This is a genomic window from Asticcacaulis sp. (genome assembly GCF_035497195.1).
Lineage (GTDB): Bacteria > Pseudomonadota > Alphaproteobacteria > Caulobacterales > Caulobacteraceae > Asticcacaulis.
The window spans coordinates 48,208-70,897 of record NZ_DATJDZ010000002.1 but is presented as its reverse complement, the minus strand read 5'-3'; the positions used below and the strand labels follow the sequence as shown (position 1 = coordinate 70,897).

Below are 22,690 nucleotides of genomic sequence, written 5' to 3'. Positions count from 1 at the left end.
CCCCATCAAATTGATCAGAATAACGATCATTTTGAGTAAATTCGCTTTCGTTTTGTAACAAATCGGTTCAAAATGGCTGAATGAACAGCCATACGCCCCCCGCCTATCCCAAAGCGCAAAGCGCCTCGATGCTTGAAGAACTCGGCAAATACGTCATTGCCGAGCCATATCCCTTCGTTGTTGATCTGGCCAACAGCCTGGGTATAACCCTGGCAACCGTTGACGGCGACCGCATCACCGACTGGTGCGGCCTCTACGGTTCCAAACTCCTCGGTTACAACCATCCGCGCCTGTTTGAGCCTGAATATGCCCGCGAACTGGTGCTGGCCGCCAATAACAAGATGGCCAATCCGGATTTCCTGACACCGCAATGCCTGGCCTATTATCGCCTGCTGCACCGGCTGGCGCCCATCTGTATGCGTGATCAGCATGTCGAGGTTTACGCCGTCAATTCCGGCGCCGAAGCCGTCGAAAATATGATGAAGTACCTGATAAACCTGCATAATCACAAGCAGCAGGCCAAAGGCAAGACGGCCCTCAATCACCGCTTCATCTATTTTGAACAGGCCTTTCACGGCCGTACCGTCTTTGCGCTTAATATCACCAACCTGTCGCACGATCCGGTAGCGACGAAGGATTTCCGCGGCATTATCCACGGCAATCTTCAGGTGCCTTTTCCGGAATACGATGCGCGCCGTTCCAATGCTGAAAACGAACTTGAGGTCGATCGCTGCCTGACCCTGATCGAGGCCTTCATGCGCGAGCATCCGGATGAGATCGCCGGCGTCATTCTTGAACCGCTACAAGGCGCCGGCGGCCATCGCCTCGCCCTGCCGCGCTTCTATCAAGGCCTGTCGCGGTTGTGTCATCAATATGATGTCGGCTGGGGTCTCGACGAGGTGCAAACCTCCGGTGGCCAGACCGGCGCCGTCTTCTCCATCGACCTGTTCGATGTGCCCTACCCGCCGCAAGCCATCGCCGTCGCCAAGAAATTTGGCAATGGCGCGGTCTATATGCTGAACCCGATGGAAGACATCGGTGTGCTCGATTCGACCTGGGGCGGCACCCTTGCCGATATGGTTCGTTTCGTTCAGGAATGGCGAATCGTCGAGGATGAAGGCTTGCTGGAACAGGTCGCCCCCAAGGGCAAACACCTCTTCGATGGACTTAATATACTGGTTGAGCGCTTCCCTGATTTGATCAGTAATGTCCGTGGCCTGGGTCTTTATCAGGGGTTCACGGTCAATGACCGCCGCAACAAGGGCCGTCTGGTCGATCTGGCACTAGAAAGTGAAAACCTGCTGATCCTGGGCGCCGGCACCGACAGCATCCGCTTCCGGCCACCGCTCGATGTCACTCTGGATGATATCGACGCCATGCTGGTCAAGCTGGCACGTGTTCTGGAAAAGCTTTGAAGTGAAAAAAACCTCCCAGTCACCTGGGAGGTTTTTTTTAACGCTTACCGCGATTGCTGGTCGATCTCGTCGGCTTGGCCTTAGCGCGACCGCCTGGCCCTGCGGCGCCCGGCTTGGTGCTAGGCCCCATCGCTCTCGCCTTCACCGCCTTCGCCTTGCTGACTTCCGCCCGGTCCTTCACCTTGACTTTTGGCGCGGCCGCTACCGTACCCTTGGCCTTCTGACGGACACGGTTCGGGTGCGCCGGCTTTTCACCAGGCTTGAACTTCGGCTGGGCGCGGACGTGCTTGAAACCGGCCGGCTTACCGCCATCCGAGGTATCACCATCGACAAACGGATTATTAGTCGAATTGGCCTTCACCGTCAGACGGATCGGCACACCCGGCATGTCAAAAGATTCACGCAAGCTATTGATAAGATATCGTGTATAATGCTCAGGCATGGCGTATGACCGTGCGGCGAACAGCACAAACGTCGGCGGACGCCCCTTGGTCTGGGCCATGTATTTCGGCTTGATGCGCTTGCCGCTGACGGCGGGAGGCGGATGCCTCTGGATCGCCAGGGCCAGCCAGTCGTTGAGGTCGCGCGTCTTGATTTTGGCCGACCAGTTGCGATAGGTCTTGAGCACCGCCGGCATCAGGCGTTCCAGCCCCTTACCCGTCGCGCCGGAGAGCGTTACCAGCGGCGTGCCGCGCAACTGCGGCAACATACGCTCGGACACCTCAAGGATTTCGGTCAGGCGCGATTGCGGATTTTCGACCAGATCCCACTTGGAGACGGCATAGACCAGTGCGCGGCCTTCGCGTTCGACCAGATCGGCGATTTGCAGATCCTGCACTTCAAAGGCATTGGCCTCGTCCATCACCAGAACCACAACCTCGGCAAAAGTAATGGCGCGGATCGTATCGCTGGTGGACAGCTTTTCCAGCTTTTCCTGCACGCGTGCCTTGCGGCGCAGTCCGGCGGTATCGACCAGACGTATGGTGCGGCCTTCATATTCCCATTCGACCGAGATCGAATCGCGGGTGATGCCAGCTTCGGGGCCGACGAGAAGACGATCCTCGCCGAGCAGCTTGTTGATCAGGGTCGATTTACCGGCATTGGGCCGGCCAATGATAGCAATGCGGATCGGCTTGGTGTCGTCGTCCTCGTCTTCGGTTTCTTCCTCATCGACAATCCAGTCGCCTTCAAACTGCTGGCGGTACTTTTCGACCTCATCGTAAAGTTCACCGATGCCTTCGCCATGTTCGGCCGAGAGATGCAAGGGTTCGCCGAAGCCCAGTTGATAGGCCTCCGCCGCGCCGGACATGCCGGCCTTGCCCTCGGCCTTGTTGGCAATCAGCAGAACAGGCTTGTCCTTCATGCGCAGGATCTGCGCGAAGATACGATCAAGCGGCGTCACGCCTTCGCGGGCATCGACGACGAAGAAGGCGACATCGGCTTCATCGATGGCCTTTTCGGTCTGCATCCGCATCCGGGCTTCCAGGCTGAGATCGGCCAGGTCTTCAAAACCGGCGGTGTCGATCAGTTCCAGGTCGATGTCACCGATGCGGCCGGTGGCGTAGCGACGGTCGCGCGTCACGCCGGGCTGGTCATCGACGATGGCCAGCTTCTTGCCCGCGAGGCGGTTAAACAGGGTCGATTTGCCGACATTAGGGCGGCCGACAATAGCAATTTTTAAAGGCATGGCCGCCTTATAGCGAAAAACGCCTAAATAGCCACTTAAAACCGTTATTCGTATCGCAGGGCGTCAACCGGCTCCAGCCGCGCCGCCGACAGCGCCGGAATCAGGGTGCACAGGCTGGTGGCGATGAAAGCGCCAAAGACCACGAACAGGGTTTCCCCGACATGCAGACTGGCCGGCAGATAGGCCATATCGCCCATAGCGAAGCTAAAATGGAAAAGCCACTCCAGGCCTCTTTGGAGCGGGTAAATAAAGGTGACGATCGCTACACCGACAACTAGGCCGGTAAAGGTGCCGGCCGCACCAACCAAGGCGCCCGCCAGGAAGAATATCCGCGTAATCGAGGCCTTACCAGCGCCTATGGTGCGCAGGATGGCGATGTCGCGTGTCTTGTTCTTCACCAGCATGACGATGCCGGAAACGATATTCATGGCGGCGATGATAGTCACGAAAAACAGGATCGCCCGCATGGCGGCCGCTTCAAATTTCAGGGCGCCCCAGATCACGCTGTCGCGGTGTTTCCAATTCTCGATTTTGGCGTTCTCCCCGGCCACCGCTTGCAGGCGCGGCATGACGGACTCGATACGATAGGGCTTGCGTACCCGGATCTCGATCATATCCCATTTGCTGTCACGCCCCAGAAAGGCCTGGGCTTCCGCCAGTGGCATATAGATATAGGTTTGATCGATCTTGGCAACTTTGGAACTGAATATCCCCGCCACCGTGTAGGCCCGGCGCTCCGCCGCCAGATTATCCGCGGATCGACCGCCAGGCACGGTCAGCACGATCTGGTCACCCACCCTGAGCCCCAGATTGCCGGCTACGCCTTCGCCGATCAGCACCGCGTCATCGGCATAAGCATCAAACGAACCGGCGATCAGGTCCCGGCCTATCCCTGCCCGTCGCAGACTTTCCCCACTACCGCCGCGTACAAAAGCCGGGGCGCTGGTCAGCCGGCTCTCGGCCAGGGCCGATGATTCGACATAGGGCGCAGCATCCACAACACCCGGCACCGCCCTGAGACGCGAAAGCATGGCCTCGCGGTTCAAACTATCGTTGATCACCGGACCTGAGATATCGGCATGGCTGTTGAAGGTCAGGAAGCGGCCCATGATCTCGCCCTGAAAGCCATTCATCACCGACATGACCGCAATCAGCGCCGTGACCGCAAGGGCGACGCCGACATAGGACAGGATAGCGATAACCGCTATGCCGCCATTCTTCCGTTTGGTCCGCAGATATCTGACCGCCAGATCAAATTCCCAGCCTTTGAAAAGAAAGCCGGGCATCAGGCGCAATTACTGGATGGCGACGAGCTTGGCGTCATCGGTCACGACGAACAGCTTGTCGCCGACCGCGATCGGCGCAATGAAGGCCGCACCGCCGAGCTTGAGTGTTTCCTGGCGATCACCGGTCTTGGGATCGAAAGCCACGGCTTCCCCAAGCGAATTGACCATCACAAGTCTGTCAGAGGCCAGAATCGGGCCAGCCCACAAGGGGATTTTACCGACCTTCTTCTCACGCCCCAGACCGAAGAAACCTTTCTTGGTCTTCTGGAAGCCCTCGTTGAGGTCCTTGATCCAGTAGACCTGACCGCTTTCACGACTGACGCAGATCAGCTCGCCTTGCAGGCTGACCAGGAAAACGACGTCCCCGGCCACCCACGGCGTATTGATGCTGTCGGTATCAACCTTCCACGCCGGATTACCGGTCTTGGCGTCCATCGCCTGGAAGACACCCGAATGGCTGGCGGCGAAGATAGTGCCGTTATAAAGCACGGGGCGGCCCGAAATGTCGCGGATTTCCGACAGGGCGTTGGTGCGGTTCGACTGCGCCAGGACCTGCTGCCAGATCGGGTCGCCTGTGGCGGTATTCAATGCCACCAGTTCGCCGGAAGAGAATGGCGCATAGACGACGTCGCCGGAAACGACGGGGGCCGACGATTTCAACAAACGCGCCGGTTCGGCGATGGCCTGATAGGTCCAGACCATTTCACCCGTCGTGCGATCGAAGGCGAAAATCTGGTTGTCGACGTCAGTGGCGAAAACATAGGCGGCATTGACGGTCGGGGCGGCGTGAAGCTGGGTATCGACCGCCTTTTTCCACACTTCGGCGCCGGTGGCGGCATCGAGCGCCTCAACGAAGCGGAAACCGGATGTGACGTACAGCTTGCCGTCAGCCAGCGCCAGACCGCCGCCAAAGGCTGTCTTATCCCGTTTGTTTTTCGGATTGAGGTCAACACTCCAGACCTGATTTCCGGTGGTGACCTCATGCGCCGAAACGCGCGCTTCGCCATCCATAGTATAGATCAACTGCCCGTCCGAAACCGGCTGGGCCAGCACTTCGGTCGGCCCCTTGCTGGCGGCGCCGATGGACTTGCTCCAGGCAACCTTGAACTGCTTGGCGGAAGCGGCGTTTTGCACCAGTGTCGCCGGACCGCTGGCCAGTGGCCAGTTCGGGACCACAGCGGCCGGCGGCAGATAATAGCCGAGGCCTTTCAGGCTCTTGGAGGGTTGCAGCTTCTGATCGAAAGCCACGATGGAAATGCGCTTACCTTGCGAAGCAATTGCGCCCTGATTGCTGTTGCGATCCTTGAACGGGTTCAGCTTGCTCGCCGTCGCGCACCCGCTCAAACCTATGGCAGCCACCGCCGCCAGGACTAGCAGGCTGGCGGCCTTACGTTTGGCGCCTTTGAAATCAACCATCGACAAGCTCATATGCGGGTTTTCCATAACAAGAATTCTGAATGTGACCGGCGGACGCCCGGCCAAAAGGTTATTGAGCCTGCGCGCCTTGCGGCATTTGCGGCATCACCGGCATGGGCGCTTCCGGCAGTTTGATCATGGCCTGAGCCGTGCCGATGGCGCCGGAATCGATAGCGGCGACAAAGGCGCTGGCGCGCTGCTTGACGCCATCAGGCGTGCCGAGCGTCACCGAAAGCACCTGCAAATCCGTGCGGGCGCCTTTGATATCACCGGCTTGCAGCTTGGCCATAGCCAGCGCTTCCTTGGCCATCGCCACGAAAGGCCGGCCTTCCTTCATCAAGGGGGTCAGGCGCTTTTGCGTATCGGCAAGGCTGCTGGTATCCATCGCCAAAAGGGCCGCTTTCAGTGCCGCACCATCACTGATCAGCGGGCTGTTCGACGCCTTGGCGGCCTGATCGAGATTGGCCAGCGCTTCCGCGGTTTTATTCTCTTCCAGAGCCAGACCGGCCAGTTGTTGCAATGCCAGGGCCTTGTAAGTCGCATTGCCAGCCTTCACGGTCGTTTCAAGCTGTGTTTTTGCCACGGCCTTGTCGCCCTTGCCGAGCGACTCGACGGCTTGTCCGTAAGATTCTGACGCCTTGGCGGCAATATTGGCCTGCCAGCTTTCATAGCCCCAGAAACCAAGCGCGATCACCAGGGCCAAAGTCAGAACACCAGCCACCCACGGCCAGGTTTTCTTGACGATGCCGACCCATTTATCGGCGCGCAGGTTCTCTTCGGTTTCGTCAAAAATGTCGCTCACGGCGAATCCTTTATCCATTATTATCGTCGGGGGAATGCCTGTCAGACGCTCCAATTCGGCGCGAACCTAACCCTTGGCACGGGTTAACGCAACCGGATACAGCGCGCGGCCATGACGCCCTCCCCCAAAAATCTCTTAACTCTACTTATTTAGCAAAATATGTCTCTTCTGGGGCGGGAAAGCTACGCGCCCTGACATCTTTCGCATAGGATTCCACCGCCGTGCCGATTTCTGTACGCAGATCGGCATAGTGGCGGACGAATTTCGGCGTCCAGTCGAACAGGCCCAGCATATCGTCGGTCACCAGAACCTGGCCGTCGCAATCGGCCGAAGCGCCGATCCCGATGGTCGGGATACGGACCAGCCGGGTGATCTCACCGGCCAGATCCGCCGCCACGCCTTCAACCACGATGGAGAACGCGCCGGCAGCTTCGCTGTCCTGCGCTTCCTTGATAACCTTCTGGCGTTCGGCCTCAGTGCGGCCCTTGGCCTTGAACCCGCCGTCAACATTGACCGCCTGCGGCCGCAGCCCGACATGGCCCATCACGGCGATGCCGCGCGCCGTCAGGTAACGGATAGTGTCGGCGACCGTCGGGCCGCTCTCCAGCTTCACCGCCTGGGCGCCGGTTTCTTTCAGCAGGCGCACGGCATTAGCGAAGGCCTGCTCGACGCCGGCTTCATAAGAGCCGAACGGCATATCGATCACGACGAATGCTTTTTCAGCCCCGCGCATAACGGCCTGACCGTGCAGAATCATCATTTCCATGGTGACCCCGATGGTGTTGGGCAGGCCGTGAATCACCATACCGAGACTGTCACCGACCAGCAGGATATCGCAGTGCGGGTCCATGATCCGCGCCATTGGCGTGGTATAGGCGGTCAGCACGACCAGCGGGGTCTGGCCCTTACGGGCCTGGATTTCTGGGGCGGTCACGCGCTTGGTGCGGCTGGGGGCGGTTTGGCTGCTCAAGGTTCACTCTCACGTTTAGCGTGCAAAACACACTGGCAGCTAGCGCGTTATGGTGAGTCGAAAATCATTGGCTATTGAGAACCGGAGCGGAGCGTATTTCTATACGTGAGCACCGGATCGCAGATAGACGGCGATTTACAGACCACCAGAACCGCTAGATGGTTTCTTCTTGTGAATAGGCGTAATACAGTGCCAGACAGGCTAAACATAGGGAAAAAGTGACCCAAAAGAAGACCGGGGTCTGCATAATGCCGAGATAGTGCATCGATGAATAGAACAGGTTGACGGCATTCTTGCCGATGACATCAAAAAACTCTACGCCTGCACGGAAGGTCTGGTCGGTTTCAACGCGCGCCATCTTGCTGCCGCTCAGCACTTTTTCACCAATGGTCCAGTTGGGGACGCGCACAAACTGCGCCAGCGCATAAAGCCCGCCGACCAGACCTGCCAGCGCAATGACTCCCTGGCGCAGCCATAGTTTCAGCCGCAGGCCGCGCATCACGCGCGCCTCGAAGGCCGGTGCGTCTGTATAAACAGGCGTTGCCGCGAACAGATCGCGGATATCGCCGTCATCTAACTTCATATCGCTCATGTTCCGGTTTCCAGTGCTGGAGTCGGTGTGGGATTCAGAATCGTCTTCAACTGATCCATCGCCCGCTTGATATGGCTTTTGACTGTACCGAGCGGCAGCTTGAGTTCGTCGGCGATTTCCTGATGGGACAAGTCACCGCTGAAATTCAACGTCACGCACAGACGTTCCACAGGTTTGAGGCGATTTAAGGCCGCATCGAGATTATGAGCACGAAATTCATCTTCATTGGCCCCCGGCTCAGGCTCAAAAAGACTCATATTGTCGGTCAGCAGGTATTTGTGGTTCGCCCGCACCTTTTTCAGATAGCGGCGGGAGGCGATTCGCTTCAGCCAGCCGATGAAGGGACCGTCGAAACGGAATTCGGCCAGATGTTCATAGGCGCTCATGAAGGCCTCCTGCGCCATATCGTCAGCGTCAGCCCCCTGTGCACCCATCCGCCGGATATGGGTCCGTAACAGGCTGCCGTGCCGGCGCACCAGTTCAGCGAAAGCCGATTTGTCGCCCCCCGCGCACAGGCGTACGAGATCGACATCGGACTGCCGCGTCAGATCAAGCTTGTCGCTTGTCAGGCCCATATGCAGAGTCTCTCCGGGTTGCCGCTGTTGGCTTCAGGCTTTACGGCTGCCGATGATGCCGAGAATCAGCAGGGCGACACCGATGAAACCCGGAATGGCAGCTACACCCGACAGATTACCCAGCACATATCCGCCTTTGATGAAATCGAGTGCGACAAGTCCCAGAGCAATGGCTATCAGGATGAGTCCCGCACGAATATCGGTGGCCGGGGTCTTGGGCTTTTTTTGCAGGCTTTTCAGTGTGTCGAGAAATTCGGGCGGCAGACTGTCGCTTTTCTCGATGGCCATGCGCAGGGTCTTCTGCGTTTCCTGGCGACTGCGGTAGATAAAGAAAAAAATGATTCCGACGACAAAGACCGGCATGCCAAAAATCATAATGACGGCGATGAGGCCTGTAGCGCTATCCCAATCCATAATGCACTCCTGTGTAAGGTTGCGGCCCAGTCTGAACTGGCCCTTTGTTTATAAGAGGCGCGAGACCTGCCTTTCGGATGCACGGATTCGCATTAAGTTTCCGTAATCAAATTATTTTGCGGTGCCTCTTGTAAAAGATATCGCTCAGATATATCTAATTCATATCGAAATGACAAATCTTGCGATAGGGCGTGTTTAATATTTCGATATATCTAGCTACGAACTATATATAACAAAGGAGACCTCAAATGCGAGGCATGTTTTTTCATCGTCGCGGACATGGCGCTGGCACTGACCGTACTCATAGCCATCGGGACGGCTTTGGCGGCCCCGGTCGTGGCGGTTTCTTTGGCGGCCGCGGCCGCGAAGGTTTTGACCGCGATTTCGATCGGATGCGCGGTGGCCGCGATGGGCGTGGCTTTGGTCATGGCGGTTTGCGGCTGGTACTGCTCAAACTCATCAGCGAAAAGCCCAGCCACGGCTACGAACTGATCAAGGCCGTCGAAGAACGCTTTAATGGCGCCTACAGCCCCTCCCCCGGCGTCATCTACCCAACCCTGAGTTGGCTGGAAGATGGAGGCTTTATCACCATCGCCACTGGCGAAGACGGCCGCAAGTCCGCTACCATCACCGAAGCCGGCATCGCTCATCTGGCGGAAAAGGCCGAGCAGGTCGATCAGCTATTCTCAATGATGGACGGTCAGCGCACCGAGCACGACGATTACGCCCCTGTCTTCCGCGCCATGTCTAATCTCAAGGCCGCCCTGCGGACCCGCGGACTGCGCCCAATGAACAAGATCGAAATCGAGGCCGTTGTCGACCTGATCGATGAAACCGCCAAAAAGATCGAAAGACTGTAACCATGGACACACTGACCGATGGGCGTTCGGTTACCCGCGTCCGCTACGAGACCCGGCGCCGCGAACTGACCGTGACCCAGGTGAAGGCGATCAGGCCCCGCCTGCGGCGCGTCAGTCTTGCCGGAGACTTTGACGGCTTTCAGAGCCTGGGTTTTGATGACCATATCAAGCTATTCTTCCCCGATCCGGAAACCGGCATCCTGACCCTGCCGGAACCGGGAATACCACCGGGTGACGGGCCTAAGCCAATCATGCGCGATTACACGCCCCGGCGTTTCGATGGCCAGACCCTGGATATCGAATTCGCCCTGCATGACGCCGACCCCGCGACGTCATGGGCGCTCAACGCCAAGGTTGGTGATATCCTGAATATTGGCGGCCCGCGTGGATCAATGTTGATTCCGCTTGCCTATGACAGCTATGTGCTGATTAGCGACGATACCGCTCTGCCCGCCATCGCGCGGCGGCTTGAGGAGTTACCAGTCGGCACCAAGGTCTGCGTGGTGGCCGAAGTCGATGGGCTGGAAGATCGCCTGCATTTTGAGACAAAAGCCGACGTTTCCGTCCATTGGGTCTACCGTCAAGCCGGTCACGCCAACTGCCTCAATGAGGCGCTCAAGGGGATGCACATGCCGCAAGGTGATGTCCACGTCTGGGTGGCGTGCGAAAGCGCTCAGGCCAAGCTGATCCGTCAACAGCTGATCGATGATCATGGCGTTAATCCGCAATGGATCAAGGCGTCCGGTTACTGGCGAAAAGGCGACGCTGGCGCGCATGATACAATCGGCGACTGACTTTTTTTAACCAAAGCGAAGGCAAGAGCGCGTATAATACAGCCAAATACCTGGGGCCTCGGTCATGCGTTTTTTGACGTTATTTATTCTTGTTTTCGCGCTCGTTATGCCGGCGACGGTTCAGGCGGCTGACCTGCCGGGCATATGGCAGCGCAGCAACGGGCATGTGCGCATCGCTTTCGCGCCCTGCCCCGGCGGCGTCTGCGGCAAGATCGCCTGGCTCAATCCGGGCATGAAAAGTAAAGCGCGGGTCGGTGACAGGATTTTCTATGATCTGGTCCGCGATGGCGCCAAGGGCTGGAAGGGCAAGGCGTACAGCCCCAAGGAAGGCAAGACCTATTCCGCCACCCTGACGCTGGAAGGCGCAATGCTATACAGTAAGGAATGTCTGTTCGGCGACCGCATCTGCCGGTCCGAAACCTGGACACGCGTCAACTAATCAGCGCCTTCAATTCGGCGCTGTCTGGCTTGAATCCGGCGATAACCTGACCATCTGTCTCGAAAATCGGGCGCTTGATCATCGACGGCTGCGCGATCATCAGGGCAATGGCCTTTGTCTCGTCCAGGTCTTGCTTCGCCTCATCCGGCAGAGCCTTGAAGGTGCTGCTGGCGCGGTTGAGCACCTTTTCCCAGCCCATCTTTTCAGACCACGTTTTCAAATGAGCGGCATCGATGCCGGCCTTCTTGTAATCATGAAAATCGTAGACGACGCCCTTGGCTGTCAGCCAGTCGCGCGCCTTTTTCACCGTATCGCAGTTCGGTATGCCGTAAAGAATCAAAGTCATACCCAGTAATTGCCCGCTTTTTTGCCTGCCGTCCAATGACGATTTCACACACCCAACCTCCCCCTGAACCGGCCATTCATTTCAACCTTGTCGTGGAATGTCAGGCCTGCATCAAAGCAGACTTAATAGAGCCGTTCTGATTTTTCATTTTCGCGCCGGGTGCACGGCCCGTAAACGAAAATTGGAATCCCGACATCATGCGCAAACATACCCTCCTGACCGCCACAGCCCTCGGACTGGTCCTCGGTGGCGGAGGCCTGATCTCACAGGCGTTTGCCGAAACGTCGGTCTCGACCGCGACGACCACGCCCCTGCTCACCAGCACATCCGGCGATCTGACCGTGACGTCCGATGGCTCGATCACCCTGACCAGCGGTACGGCGATCACCGTAGATAGCAATAATATGCTCGATTTTGAAGGCAGTATCGCCATGTCCGGTTCCGATTCGGGGTCAACCGGTATTCTGATCACTGATTTCCCCGACCGCACAAAAGGCCTGACCCTGACCGGCGATATCACCGTCACCGACGATTACACAGCCACGGATACCACCAGCCTTGACGGCAGCGAAGACGGCTATACCGATTCGCCCTGGGCCGAAGGCACCGGCCGCTATGGCATCCGCTCCACCGGCGCGTCGCCTTTTGTCGGTGATGTATACATTTCCAGCGATTCCGCCATCGATGTGGAGGGCAACCAGTCTTACGGCATCCGCTTTGAGAACCAGGTCAAGGGCGCCTTCACCTATGACGGCGCCATGACCCTGATCGGCGATAATTCAATCGGAATCTCTCTCGAAAAAGGCGTCACCGGTAATGTCTACCTGTCCGGTTCGGTCAGTACGCTTGGCGCAAACGCCTCAGCCATCAAACTGACCGGCGATCTTGGTGGTAATCTGATCATCGATGGCAGCTACAGCGGCACAGCCTATAGCTCGACCTCGGCGCTTACCCAGGCTATTTACGAAAACCTGATCCCGGCCAATAATCTATTGCAAGATGGCCCGCTGGTGACCATCGCCGGCAATGTCGCTAATGGCGTCCTCCTCGGTTCGTCAGTCACCAGCACGGATGACGACAATGCTGACGAGGATGGGGACGGCCTTGTTGACACCTCGCAATCCACGGCCAGCCTGACGCAATATGGCTCCGCTCCCGCCCTGGCCATCGGTTCGACTACCGGCAATATCACATTGGGCGGCCTGACCTACGCCTCGACCTCCATTGATCCGCCATCCGTCAATTACGGCCTGCTCAATCGCGGTTCTATCGGGGCCTATGGCGTGCATCCCGGCGTCGATGCAACCGCGCTGCAAATCGGCGGCACGGGCTACACCACCACGATCGACAACGGCATCGGCGTAACAGGCTCGGTCACGTCCAGTGCCTATGGGGGGGACGCCACTTCCATTTCCCTGCTCAGCGGCGCCACCACGCCCCGGCTCGATATCAATGGCACCGTTACCGCCACGACAACGCGATACCTGACCTCGGCTGAGGACACCGACGGCAACACAGTTTATACCGTCTCCAATGTCGGCAAGGCGACTGCCGTCAGTATCGCCGCGGGCGCCAGCCTGCCGGCTGTCAAAGTCGCCGCCAGTTCCGGCATCTATGCCTCATCTTCCGGCTCGACCGGCAGCGCCACCGCCATTTCCGACGCTTCGGGCACCTTGACCTCTATCACCAATAACGGCACGATCAGCGCCACCATCACCGCGACCGACGACGACGGCGACGGCACGACTGACGCGATCACCGGCAAGGCCACCGCCATTGACCTCAGCGCCAATACCACCGGCGTGACCATCACCCAGGTCGACAATAACGCGACCGACAGCGACGACGATACGGCTATCGCCGCGCCTTACATCTACGGCAATATCCTCTTCGGCGCCGGTAATGACGCCCTGTCATCGTCCGGGGGCTACATCTACGGCAATATTGATTATGGCGCGGGCGCCGGTAGTTTCACCCTGACCAATGACGCCGTTTTCCTCGGCAAACTGACCTCCGATGGCGAAATATCAATGGATATCGACAGCGGTGCCAGCGCCGGCCTGCTCGTCGGCAGCGCCGTGAAGGTCAGCAGCCTGCATGTCGGCTCAGACAGTGCGCTCGCCCTGACGCTGGCCACCGCGACACCGACCGTGCCGATCCTGTCCGGCTCCGGCGCGGCGGTTTTCGATAACGGCGCCAGGCTGTATCTGACGCTCGACAAGATCCTGACCACACCGACCAGTTTCACGATCCTGACCGGTTCCAGTATCGATCTGGGCGATATGACCACCTCGACGTTGGATGGTTATATTCCTTATCTCTACCATTCGGACCTGACGCTCAACGATACGGACACGGTGCTTACCGCCAATTTCCGGCTGAAGACGCAAGGCGAAGCCGGATATTCGGCTAACCAATATGCCGCCCTTATGCCCGTCCTGGCTGTTGTCGCCGAGGACACCGGCGCCAAGTCATCCTTACTGGCGGCGACCAACAAGGACGCCTTCGATCAGATTTATAACCAGTACCTGCCTGACTATTCCGGCGAAAACCTCATCTCCCTTTCGGTCGGATCGGCCTCGCTGAACCGCTCCCTCAGCAATCTCACGCTTGTTCCTGATAATAACGGCGGCCAGTACTGGCTCCAGGAATACGGCTACGGCATCAATCGCTCATACAGCGATACGGCCGGCTTCAAATCGACCGGATTCAGCTTTGCCGGTGGCCGCGAAAAACAGGTCTACGGCAATCAGATGGTCGGCACCTATCTGTCGATCACCTCCGCCTCGCCACGCGATACCTTTGCATTAGCGGCCGAGGGGCTGTCCAATTCCGACCTGACCCTGGGCGTTTACTGGCGGCTCAACACCAGCAATCTGAAAGCCTGGATGCACGCCGGCGCCGGTTACGACACCTTCAAGAGCACCCGCAACATCCTGACGACGACCGTCAGTCATGTAGCGACAGCAAAATGGGACGGTTACTCGGTCAGCGGCGGCGCCGGCGCTTCATACGATTATAATCTCGGCAAGTGGGGCGTCACGCCGCAAGTGCTTATCGACTATTATCAACTCAATGAAAACAAGCACGCGGAAAGCGGCGGCGGCGATTATTTCGACCTGACCGTGGGTGAACGTGATGGCCACCTGCTGACCTCGACGGCGCTGCTGAACCTCAGCTACAAGACCTCTTTTCTGAAACCAGAACTGTGGATCGGCTACAAGCAAAACCTATCGGCTACCCTGCCTGACACCGTGGCGAACTTCACCGGCGGCGACAGCTTCACCCTGGTGGGCGGCAATATCGAGGGCGGCGGCCCGGTCGCGGGTTTCCGCCTGTCGGCTGACAATCCCTACAGCTATTTCTCGATCGAAGCCGAATATCAGCAACTGCCGGAATACACCAATACCTCGGTTTCGCTGCGCACGCGCTTCCAGTTCTAAACTACCCCTGAGCCGCCATCAGCGCCGCCAGTTGGATAGCCGACAGGCTGCCGATCTGGGCCGGCGTCAGATAGCTGATCTGTTGCGGCGTCAGCGCCTCGATCTGATAGGTGTTCAACCCTGTCAGGAAAGTCGTACCCAGGCTTGCCATCGTCGTTGTCGTCAGGCCACTGATCTGGATGCCGGAAATAGCCGCCATTTCACCGGGTGACAGATAATCGAGCTGCGTCACTGTCAGGGCGCCGAACTGGCCGGATGAAATCGCCTTGAACTGTGTCACCGTCAGCGCCGCGATGGCATTGGTGGTCAGGTTGGAAAGCTGGGTCTCCGACAGGCTGCCGACCTGCGTCGTCGTCAAGGCGGCGATCTGGGCGGTTGTCATGGCGCGAAGCTGCATCCGCACCAGCCCGGCCAGTTGGGTCGTTGTCAGCGAAGCGATTTCCGTGGCGCCCAGGGCGGCGATATCCGCGTCCGAGAGGGAACCGACCTGCGTCGCCGTCAGCCCGGCCAGTTGCGTCAGTGTCAGGGCCTCGATCTGGGTTTCGGTCAGGCCGCTGATCGCATCCGTCGAAAGGGCGCTGATCTGTGTGGAGTTGAAGGCCGCCAGTTGATCGAGCGATAGTGACGCCATTTCCGTCGCCGTCATGCCGCTGATACCGGTGTTCGACAAGGACGCGATCTGGGTTGCGGTAATAAAATCGATATGGGCTTCAAGCAGTGCGGCCACACCTGTGCCGGACAGGGAGCCGAATTGCGCCGTCGTCAATTGCGCAATTTGTGTCTGGGTCAGGGCGTTGATAACGGTGGTGGACAGCCCGCCCATCTGGGTCGGAGTCAGGCCGGCAATCTGCGTCGTGGTCAGCGCCGCCGTCTGGCTAGCGGTCAGACCGGACAGACCGTTCCGGGACAGACCGCTGATCTGTCCGGAACTCAAGGCCGCCAATTGAGCCGTGCTCAGGGCATTGATTTCGGTCGAATTCAATCCCGTCAGTTGCGTCGTCGTCAGGCTCGCCAGTTGATTGGTGCTGAAGGCCATGATGTCGGTAGTCGACAAAGCCCCCATCTGATCCGCGCCGAGGCCCCTGAGCTGGGTCGTTGTCAGCGCGGCGACCTGCAAGGCCGTCAAAGCGCCGATATAGGTCGTCGAAAGCCCCGAAAGCTGGCCAGAACTCAAGCCCTTGATCTGGGTGGTCGAAAGCGCCGCGACCAGTTCCGCCGTCAATCCCGCCATGCCGGTGGTCGAGAGGCCCGAAAGCTGGGTTGAGGTCAGCGACGCCAGTTGCGTCGTTGTCAGCGCTGAGGTTTCCGTGGCGTTCAAGCCCGCCATCTGGGTCGAGGTCAGGATTTCCAACTGCGCCGTGGTGAGCGCCGCCATGCCGGTCGCCGCCAAGGCACCGAGTTGCCCCGAGGTCAGGGCCTTGAACTGGGTTGTCGTCAGGGCCTGCAACTGAGTTTCGGTAAAGCCGCTGACCGCCGTCACCGACAAGGCCGACATCTGGGTGGTCGTCAGCGCCTTGAGTTGCGTGGATGTCAGAACCGCCATTTCCGTCGTCGTCAGCCCCTTGAGCTGCACCGTCGTCAGATTGCCGATCTGCGTGGTCGTCAGCCCCTGGACCTGTGTGGTCGTCAGGTTGCCGATCTGTGTCGTCGTCAAACTTGTCAACTGGGTCGTGCTGAAAGCGGCGATCTGCGTGACGTTAAGATCCGCCACATCCTCTGTCTCCATCGCCGCCACCTGTGTGGCCGTCAGGGCAGAAATCTGCGTCGTCGTCAGGGCGTCTATCTGGGTTTCGTTCAGGCCGGCAATCGCCTCCGCGCCGATAGCCGCGACCTGGGTCGTCCTTAGTGCCCCGATCTGCGCCGTCGTCAGGGCGCCCAGTTGCGTATAGGTCAGTCCGGCGATCTGGGGCGTGTAGAAACTGGCCAGAGCCGTTGTCGTCAGGCCCGATATCTCATCGGGATTGAGCGCGCCGATCTGCGTCTGGGTCAGGCCGTGAAGCTGTGTCGTCGTCAGGGTCGCCAGATGGGTGGCGTTCAGCGCCGCGACCTGACTGGTGGTCAGCGAACCAAGCTGGGTCGAGGTCATCGACGCCAGTTGCGTCAGGGTCATGCCTGTGATCTGGTCGTCGTTCAGGCCCTGGATGCCGTCCGTCGAAATGGCGGAAAGCTGGCTGGCGGAAAAGGCCGATAGCTGGGTCTGCGACAAGGCCTGGACCTCGGTAGCGTTCAGCCCCTTGATCTGGGTGGTGGTCAGGGCGATCAACTGGGTTGTGGTCAGCCCCTTGATATTGGTCTCGTTGAGATAGCCGATCTGCGTCGAACTCAGCCCGCGAAGCTGGGTGGTGGTCAGGCCTGCCACGCCCTCCGATGTCAGTCCCCCCAGGCTCAGCGTCGCAAGGGCGCCGATCTGGGTCGAGGTCAGGACGCTCAGTTGCCCGCCGGTCAGGACTTCGAGTTGGGTGGAGGCCAGGCTGCCCATCTGGCTTGTCGAGAAACTGGCGATATACGTTGTGGTCAGCCCGGCTACCTGCGTCGTGGTCAGGGCGGCGATCAGGGTACCGCTCAGCCCCTTGATCTGGGTCGTCGTCAGGGTGGCAAAGTCGGTAACGGACAATCCTATAATACCGGTTTCGGAAAGACCGCCGATCTGGGTCGAACTCAGGGCGTGCAACTGGGTGGTGGTCAGTTCATCCACCTGCCCGGATGACAGGCTGGCAAGAGCCGTCAGGCTCAAACTGGCGATCTGAGTCGTGGTCAACGCCGCGATCTGGGTATCTTCAAGGGCGGCGATACCGGTGGTGGTCAATCCCGAAATCTGCGCCGCGGTCAATCCGGTCAGCAGTTCCGTTGAAAGCCCCCTCACCTGGGTTTCGGTCAGGGCGCCGATCTGGGTCGAGGTCAGGCTGGCGAACTGGCTCGGCGTCAGGTTCGATATCTGGGTCGAGGTCAGGCCGCTGATCCCGGCTTCGGTAAGACTGGCGACCTGTGTCTTGTCCAGCGCCGCCATCTGGGTTGCGTTCAGGCTGGCCACCTCGTCGGCCGTCAGCCCCTTGATCTGGGCTGTGGTCAGAATCGCCACCTGCGCGCCCGACAATCCCGTGAGTTGGGTTGTGGACAGATAACCGATTTCCGCCGCCGTCAGCCCCTTGATCTGCGTCGTCGTCAGAAGCCCGATGTCGCCGGAGGTCAGGCCGGCCAGGGCCGTCGAGGTCAACGCCCCAATCTGGGTTGAGGTCATGGCTCTCAATTGCGCATCCGTCAGCGCGTTGACCTGGCTTTCCCTCAATCCGGCCAGTGCGGTCGTCGTTAAAGCGCCGATCTGGGCGGAACTGAACGCCGTCAGTTGCGCCGCGTTCAGGGCGGCCAGGCCTGTCGCGGTCAGCCCCCTGATCTGGGTCGTGGTCATGCCTTGCAGAACCGTTACGGTCAGACCGGAAATCTCGTCTTCCGTCAGGGCGGCAATCTGTTGGGTGGCAAGACCATTCAACTGCGTCGTGGTCAACTGCCCCATCTGGTCCGCCGACAGGCCGCTGAAGGCCGTCACCGTCAGGGCCGCCAGTTGCGTCGCTGTCAGCACGGACAGCTGCGTCGCCGTTATTGCGCCCGTTTCGGTGGCCGTCAGGGCCGCCATCTGTCCCGTGGTCAGGACGGCGATTTCCGCAGGCGTCAACCCGGATATCTGATCTTCGCTGAGTTGCGAAATCTGCGCCGCCGTCAGGGCCTTGAACTGCGTGGTGGTCAGGCCGCGCAACTGCGTCGTGGAGAGGCTTTCAATGCCGGTGGTGCTGAGCGCCGCAATCTGCTTGGTGCTCATCGCGGCCAGTTGTGTCAGGGTCAGGGCAGACACCTGTCCGCCGCTCAACCCGCTTATCCCCGTCGCCGAAAACGCGCCGATCTGCGTGGTGGTCAGGCCGGCCACCTGATCGTTGGTCAGCGCCTGCATCTGGGTAGCGGTCAAGGCGCCCAGTTGCGCAAGGCTCAGCGCCGCCAGAGCACTGGTGGACAGGCCTGCTATCTGATCACCGGTCAGGGCCGCAATCTGGGTCGTGTTGAAAACAGCGATCTGAGTCGCGGTCAGGCTCGATATCTGCGTATTGCTCAGCCCACCCATGCCTGCCTTGGAAAGCGCCGCAATCTGGCTGGTGCTCAAGGCCGCCATCTGTATGTCGGACAATCCGCCGATCGCTGTGGCCGTCAGGCCCATGATCAGTGTGGTCGTCAGGCTGCCAACCTGGTTTGTATCCAGGCCCGCCATCTGATCGCCACTTAACGCGGCGGCTTCGGTAACAGTCAGGCTTTTGAGCTGGGTGGTGGTCAGCGAGGCCAGGTCATCCGGATTGAGTTCTGAAATCTGGGTGGCGCTGAGACTCCGGATCTGGGTCGTTGACAGGGCTTGCAGCGTGGTCGTGTCGAAAGCGTCAAGCTGCTCCGCAGTAAGGCCTTTTAAAGCCGTGCCGTTGATATAGCGGATTTGCGTCGTGCTGAGCGCCGTAACCTGCTCGGTCGTGAAGCTGGACAGACCCGATGCGCTCAGGGACTTGATCTGGTTGGTCGAAAGCTGCCCCATCTGCGTGGTGGTCAGGCCGGACAGATTATCCCCGCTCAGGCCCGCAATAGCGCCCACGCTCAGGCCCAGAAGCTGGGTGGCGCTAAGCTCCGATATCTTGTCGGAACTCATGCCGGCGAGTTGAGTGAAGGTCAGGGCGTTCATCTGGGTGGATGTTATCGCCGCCAGTTGCGTATCACTGATTGCGCCCATTTGGGTCGCCGTCATGCCCTTGATCTGGTTGGTCGCCAGGGCCGTTATTTGCAAGGTGGTCAGGGCAGCGATCTGATCATTGGAAAAGGCCGCGATCTGGGTCGCGGTCATGGCACGCAGAAGCGTCGTATTCAGGCTGCCAATCTGATCAATCGTCAGGCTGGCGGCCGCCGTGGTGGTAAGCGCCGAAATCTGTTTCGTGGTCAGGACGTTGATCTGAGTCGAGGTCAGCGCCGCGACCTGGGTATCGCTCAGACCGCTCAATCCCGTCGTGGACAGGGCTGATATCTGGGTTGTGGTCAGTTGCGATATCTGATCGGTCGTCAGCGCCCTGATCTGCACCGCGGTCAGGTTATTCAATTGCGTGGCGCTGAATCGCCCCAGGTCCGAGGGGTTGAAGGAGGCAATCTGATCGGCGCTCAAAGCCTTGATCTGCACCGAGGTCAGCGCCATCAACTGCGATGTCGTAAGGGCCGTCAGGTCCTCCGCCGACAGGCTGGCCACCTGGGTTGCGGTCAGGTTGGAAACCTGGTTTTCCGTCAGGGCGGCGATCTGCGTATTGCTCAGTTCCGCGATATCGGTGGCGTTCAGCCCGCGTAACTGGGTCGTCGTCAGCGATCGCAGCAGCGTTGTCGTCAATGACGCCACCTGATCATCACTGAGCGCACTGATCTGACCCGCGGTCATGGCCGCCCACTGGTCCGTGCCGAGAGCCGCCAGTTGCGTAGTACTGAGTTGTGAAATCTCGGTCGTCGTCATGGCCGCGATAAGCGTCGCCGGCAAGGCCTTGATCTGGGCGGTGGTCAGGCCGGTAATATGCGCTTCGCTAAGACCTTTTATTGCTGCCAGTGTCAGGGCGGCCAACTGGGCTGTCGACAGGGCGTTGACCTGGGTATTGGAAAGCGATCCGATATCCGCCGCCGTCAATCCCTTGACCTGGGCGGTGGTCAGAAGGCTTATCTGGGTCAGGGTCAGGCTGGCGATCTGGTCTTCGTTGAGATAGCCGATCTGGGTGACTGTCAGGGCGCGCAATTGCGTACTACTGAGGCTGCCAATCTGTTCCGGCGTCAACCCCTGGAGCGCTTTTGAACTCAAGGCGGACATCTGCCCGGCCGTCATGGCCGCCAGTTGCGTGTCGGTGATCGAACTGATGATATCCTGACCGAGGCCACCTATCTGGGTCGCTGTCAGGTTACTGAGCTGCGCCACGGAAAGCGACTGAAGCTGCGCCTCATTCAGCACACCAACACCGGCGGCGGTCAGCCCCTTGATCTGCGTCACCGTCAGATTGCCGATCAGCGCCGGGCTGAGTTCGCTGATCTGGGAGGTCGCCATTCCGGCGATCTGGGTGGAACTGATGCCGGCCAGTTGCGTCGTGGTCATGACGCCGATATCGAAGGCCGTCAGGCCCTTGATTTGCGTCACGGTGAGCGCATTGAGCTGCGTCGACCCCAGCGCCAGAAACTGCGTGGTGCTGAGCGATTGCACCGCCGTCAGGCTTAGGCCCTTGATCTGATCCGTGCGCAGCAGACCGAGTTCCGTCTCGGTCAGGCTGTAGACCTGGCGGTCGGTCAGGGCGTACAACTGGACCGGCGTCAGGGCGCCGATCTGAGTGGCTGACAGCCCGGTCAGAAGCGAGGTGTCCAGCCCTTTGATCTGGGTAATGGTGAGCGCCGATATCTGCGTTTCGGTCAAGGCGGCGGCCTGCACCGAAGACAGGGCGTCTATCTGTGTTTCAGCCAGTCCCCTGATCTGGGTCACGGTAATCAGGCCAACGCGGGCGGCGCTCAGGCTCTCAACCTGATCATTGCTCATCGCCCTGAGCGCCGTTGCGGAAATCGCCATCCACTGGCTGTCGTTCAGGGTATTGATGAAAGTCGTCGTGACCTGCCCGATCTGGCTGGCCTGCAAATAATAAACCTGAGTGGAACTAAACCCCTTCAATTGTTCTGCATTCAACCCGTTAAGTTCATCGGCCGTCAGCGCCTTGACCTGGGCCGAGGTCAGGGCGGCGATCTGCGTCGAGGTCAGGGCATTCAGTTGCGTCGTGGTCAGGGACTGCACCTCGGTCGTCGTCATGCCGCTGATCTGGGTAGCCGACAGGCTGGCGAAATCCGTAGCGTTGAGCACGCTCAGTCCGGCCGGTCCCATCCAGTTGATCTGAGTCGAGGTCAGGCCGGCCAGTTGTGTCGTCGTCATGGCGTCGATGATCGTCGCCGGCAGCGTCTTCATCTGCGTCAAATTCAAGCCGGACAACTGAGTCGAGGAAAAGGCGGCCAGTTGCGTCGTCGTCAAAACGTCAAGCTGATCGGCGTCCATGCCCTTCATCTGCGCTATCGAAAGGACCGAAAGCTGGGCCGGCGACAAAACGGCAAACTGCTGGGTCGACAATTCGCCGATATCCGCCGCAGTCAGGCCCTGAATCTGCTGCGTGGTCAGGGCGGCGATTTCCTCGACCCCAAACGCCTCCATCTGGGCTTCGAGCAGCACCGACAACTGCTTGCCGGAGAAGGTCATCTGGCTGGCGGTGAAGGCGGCGATCTGCGTCGTCGTCAGCGCCTTCATCTGGGTCGTGGAGATCGCCGCCAGTTGCGTGGCGTTCAGCGCCTGAATGACCTCGACGCCAAAGGCCGAAATCTGTGTTCCCGAAAGCGAGGCAATATCCGTTGCCGTCATCGATCCGACGGCGGCGGGCGACAAGGCGGCGATCTGACTGATGCTGTATGACGAATAAACGGATGAGACCACGCGCGTTCGCTTCCCTGCTACTCTCAAGTTGTCGATTGAAAGGGGCAGCGCAGCCTGCAATTTCAGAAGCCAGGTGTATTTTACACCTACTCACCCGCCTTTAGCACCCATATATCACGTTCGAGGAGAAATACGGCAAAATAA

At 59.3% G+C, this 22,690-nt stretch carries 15 protein-coding genes; 5 read left to right on the top strand and 10 right to left on the bottom strand.

Annotated features, from left to right (window positions below; all coding sequences use genetic code 11):
- Positions 1-80: 80 nt before the first annotated feature.
- The gene (locus VL130_RS00300) at positions 81-1,415 is read left to right on the top strand and encodes an aminotransferase class III-fold pyridoxal phosphate-dependent enzyme (protein WP_325359861.1); all 1,335 of its coding nucleotides are present in this window, start codon (positions 81-83) and stop codon (positions 1,413-1,415) included.
- A gap of 37 nt (positions 1,416-1,452) precedes the next feature.
- Here the strand turns inward: VL130_RS00300 and der are convergent, their stop codons facing one another.
- The 8 genes from der to VL130_RS00260 form a co-directional block, all read right to left on the bottom strand.
- Complete coding sequence (der, locus tag VL130_RS00295; RefSeq protein ID WP_325359859.1) at positions 1,453-3,102, bottom strand: ribosome biogenesis GTPase Der; 1,650 nt, start codon at positions 3,100-3,102, stop codon at positions 1,453-1,455.
- 44 nt (positions 3,103-3,146) lie between these two features.
- On the bottom strand, positions 3,147-4,388 hold the full coding sequence (locus tag VL130_RS00290; protein WP_325359857.1) for an ABC transporter permease: 1,242 nt from the start codon (positions 4,386-4,388) through the stop codon (positions 3,147-3,149).
- Positions 4,389-4,397: 9 nt separating this feature from the next.
- Positions 4,398-5,804, bottom strand: a complete 1,407-nt coding sequence (locus VL130_RS00285) for a PQQ-binding-like beta-propeller repeat protein (RefSeq protein WP_325359855.1) — start codon at positions 5,802-5,804, stop codon at positions 4,398-4,400.
- Between the two features lie 70 nt (positions 5,805-5,874).
- Positions 5,875-6,606 carry a tetratricopeptide repeat protein gene (locus tag VL130_RS00280; protein ID WP_325359853.1) on the bottom strand — a complete coding sequence of 244 codons (732 nt, stop codon included), beginning with the start codon at positions 6,604-6,606 and terminating at the stop codon, positions 5,875-5,877.
- Positions 6,607-6,751: 145 nt separating this feature from the next.
- The gene (gene panB / locus VL130_RS00275; protein ID WP_325359850.1) at positions 6,752-7,576 is read right to left on the bottom strand and encodes a 3-methyl-2-oxobutanoate hydroxymethyltransferase; all 825 of its coding nucleotides are present in this window, start codon (positions 7,574-7,576) and stop codon (positions 6,752-6,754) included.
- 154 nt (positions 7,577-7,730) lie between these two features.
- Positions 7,731-8,168 (bottom strand): hypothetical protein, encoded by a 438-nt coding sequence (locus VL130_RS00270; RefSeq protein ID WP_325359848.1) that lies wholly within the window; start codon positions 8,166-8,168, stop codon positions 7,731-7,733.
- Positions 8,165-8,743 carry a sigma-70 family RNA polymerase sigma factor gene (locus VL130_RS00265; protein WP_325359846.1) on the bottom strand — a complete coding sequence of 193 codons (579 nt, stop codon included), beginning with the start codon at positions 8,741-8,743 and terminating at the stop codon, positions 8,165-8,167. The genes VL130_RS00270 and VL130_RS00265 overlap by 4 nt, the downstream gene beginning before the upstream one ends.
- 33 nt (positions 8,744-8,776) lie before the next feature.
- The gene (locus VL130_RS00260) at positions 8,777-9,157 is read right to left on the bottom strand and encodes a DUF6249 domain-containing protein (RefSeq protein WP_325359844.1); all 381 of its coding nucleotides are present in this window, start codon (positions 9,155-9,157) and stop codon (positions 8,777-8,779) included.
- Positions 9,158-9,405: 248 nt separating this feature from the next.
- On the opposite strand from VL130_RS00260, the gene VL130_RS00255 reads away from it, so the two are divergent.
- The 3 genes from VL130_RS00255 to VL130_RS00245 all read left to right on the top strand — a co-directional run bounded on the left by VL130_RS00255 (position 9,406) and on the right by VL130_RS00245 (position 11,250).
- Positions 9,406-10,017 carry a PadR family transcriptional regulator gene (locus tag VL130_RS00255; RefSeq protein WP_325359842.1) on the top strand — a complete coding sequence of 204 codons (612 nt, stop codon included), beginning with the start codon at positions 9,406-9,408 and terminating at the stop codon, positions 10,015-10,017.
- Positions 10,018-10,019: 2 nt separating this feature from the next.
- Positions 10,020-10,811 (top strand): siderophore-interacting protein, encoded by a 792-nt coding sequence (locus VL130_RS00250; protein ID WP_325359840.1) that lies wholly within the window; start codon positions 10,020-10,022, stop codon positions 10,809-10,811.
- 64 nt (positions 10,812-10,875) lie between these two features.
- Positions 10,876-11,250, top strand: a complete 375-nt coding sequence (locus VL130_RS00245) for a DUF2147 domain-containing protein (protein WP_325359838.1) — start codon at positions 10,876-10,878, stop codon at positions 11,248-11,250.
- Here VL130_RS00245 and VL130_RS00240 read toward each other — a convergent pair.
- Entirely contained in the window at positions 11,243-11,596 is a 354-nt protein-coding gene (locus VL130_RS00240) for an arsenate reductase (protein WP_325359836.1), read from the bottom strand. The genes VL130_RS00245 and VL130_RS00240 overlap by 8 nt on opposite strands.
- Before the next feature lie 197 nt (positions 11,597-11,793).
- Here VL130_RS00240 and VL130_RS00235 point away from each other — a divergent pair, with 197 nt between their 5' ends.
- The gene (locus VL130_RS00235) at positions 11,794-15,039 is read left to right on the top strand and encodes an autotransporter outer membrane beta-barrel domain-containing protein (RefSeq protein WP_325359834.1); all 3,246 of its coding nucleotides are present in this window, start codon (positions 11,794-11,796) and stop codon (positions 15,037-15,039) included.
- A 1-nt stretch (position 15,040) separates the two neighbouring features.
- On the opposite strand, the gene VL130_RS00230 is transcribed toward VL130_RS00235, so the two are convergent.
- Positions 15,041-22,546, bottom strand: coding sequence for an ice nucleation protein (locus tag VL130_RS00230; protein WP_325359832.1), 7,506 nt, complete (start codon positions 22,544-22,546; stop codon positions 15,041-15,043).
- Positions 22,547-22,690 lie beyond the last annotated feature (144 nt).

What these genes read in the sequence shown, in the direction of transcription:
- VL130_RS00265 (WP_325359846.1), bottom strand. Translation starts at nt 8,743, where the DNA reads ATGGGCCTGACAAGCGACAAGCTTGATCTGACGCGGCAGTCCGATGTC.
- VL130_RS00245 (WP_325359838.1), top strand. Translation starts at nt 10,876, where the DNA reads ATGCGTTTTTTGACGTTATTTATTCTTGTTTTCGCGCTCGTTATGCCG.
- VL130_RS00270 (WP_325359848.1), bottom strand. Translation starts at nt 8,168, where the DNA reads ATGAGCGATATGAAGTTAGATGACGGCGATATCCGCGATCTGTTCGCG.
- VL130_RS00255 (WP_325359842.1), top strand. Translation starts at nt 9,406, where the DNA reads ATGCGAGGCATGTTTTTTCATCGTCGCGGACATGGCGCTGGCACTGAC.
- VL130_RS00235 (WP_325359834.1), top strand. Translation starts at nt 11,794, where the DNA reads ATGCGCAAACATACCCTCCTGACCGCCACAGCCCTCGGACTGGTCCTC.
- VL130_RS00250 (WP_325359840.1), top strand. Translation starts at nt 10,020, where the DNA reads ATGGACACACTGACCGATGGGCGTTCGGTTACCCGCGTCCGCTACGAG.
- VL130_RS00260 (WP_325359844.1), bottom strand. Translation starts at nt 9,157, where the DNA reads ATGGATTGGGATAGCGCTACAGGCCTCATCGCCGTCATTATGATTTTT.
- VL130_RS00290 (WP_325359857.1), bottom strand. Translation starts at nt 4,388, where the DNA reads ATGCCCGGCTTTCTTTTCAAAGGCTGGGAATTTGATCTGGCGGTCAGA.
- VL130_RS00285 (WP_325359855.1), bottom strand. Translation starts at nt 5,804, where the DNA reads ATGGTTGATTTCAAAGGCGCCAAACGTAAGGCCGCCAGCCTGCTAGTC.
- der (WP_325359859.1), bottom strand. Translation starts at nt 3,102, where the DNA reads ATGCCTTTAAAAATTGCTATTGTCGGCCGCCCTAATGTCGGCAAATCG.
- VL130_RS00300 (WP_325359861.1), top strand. Translation starts at nt 81, where the DNA reads ATGAACAGCCATACGCCCCCCGCCTATCCCAAAGCGCAAAGCGCCTCG.
- VL130_RS00240 (WP_325359836.1), bottom strand. Translation starts at nt 11,596, where the DNA reads ATGACTTTGATTCTTTACGGCATACCGAACTGCGATACGGTGAAAAAG.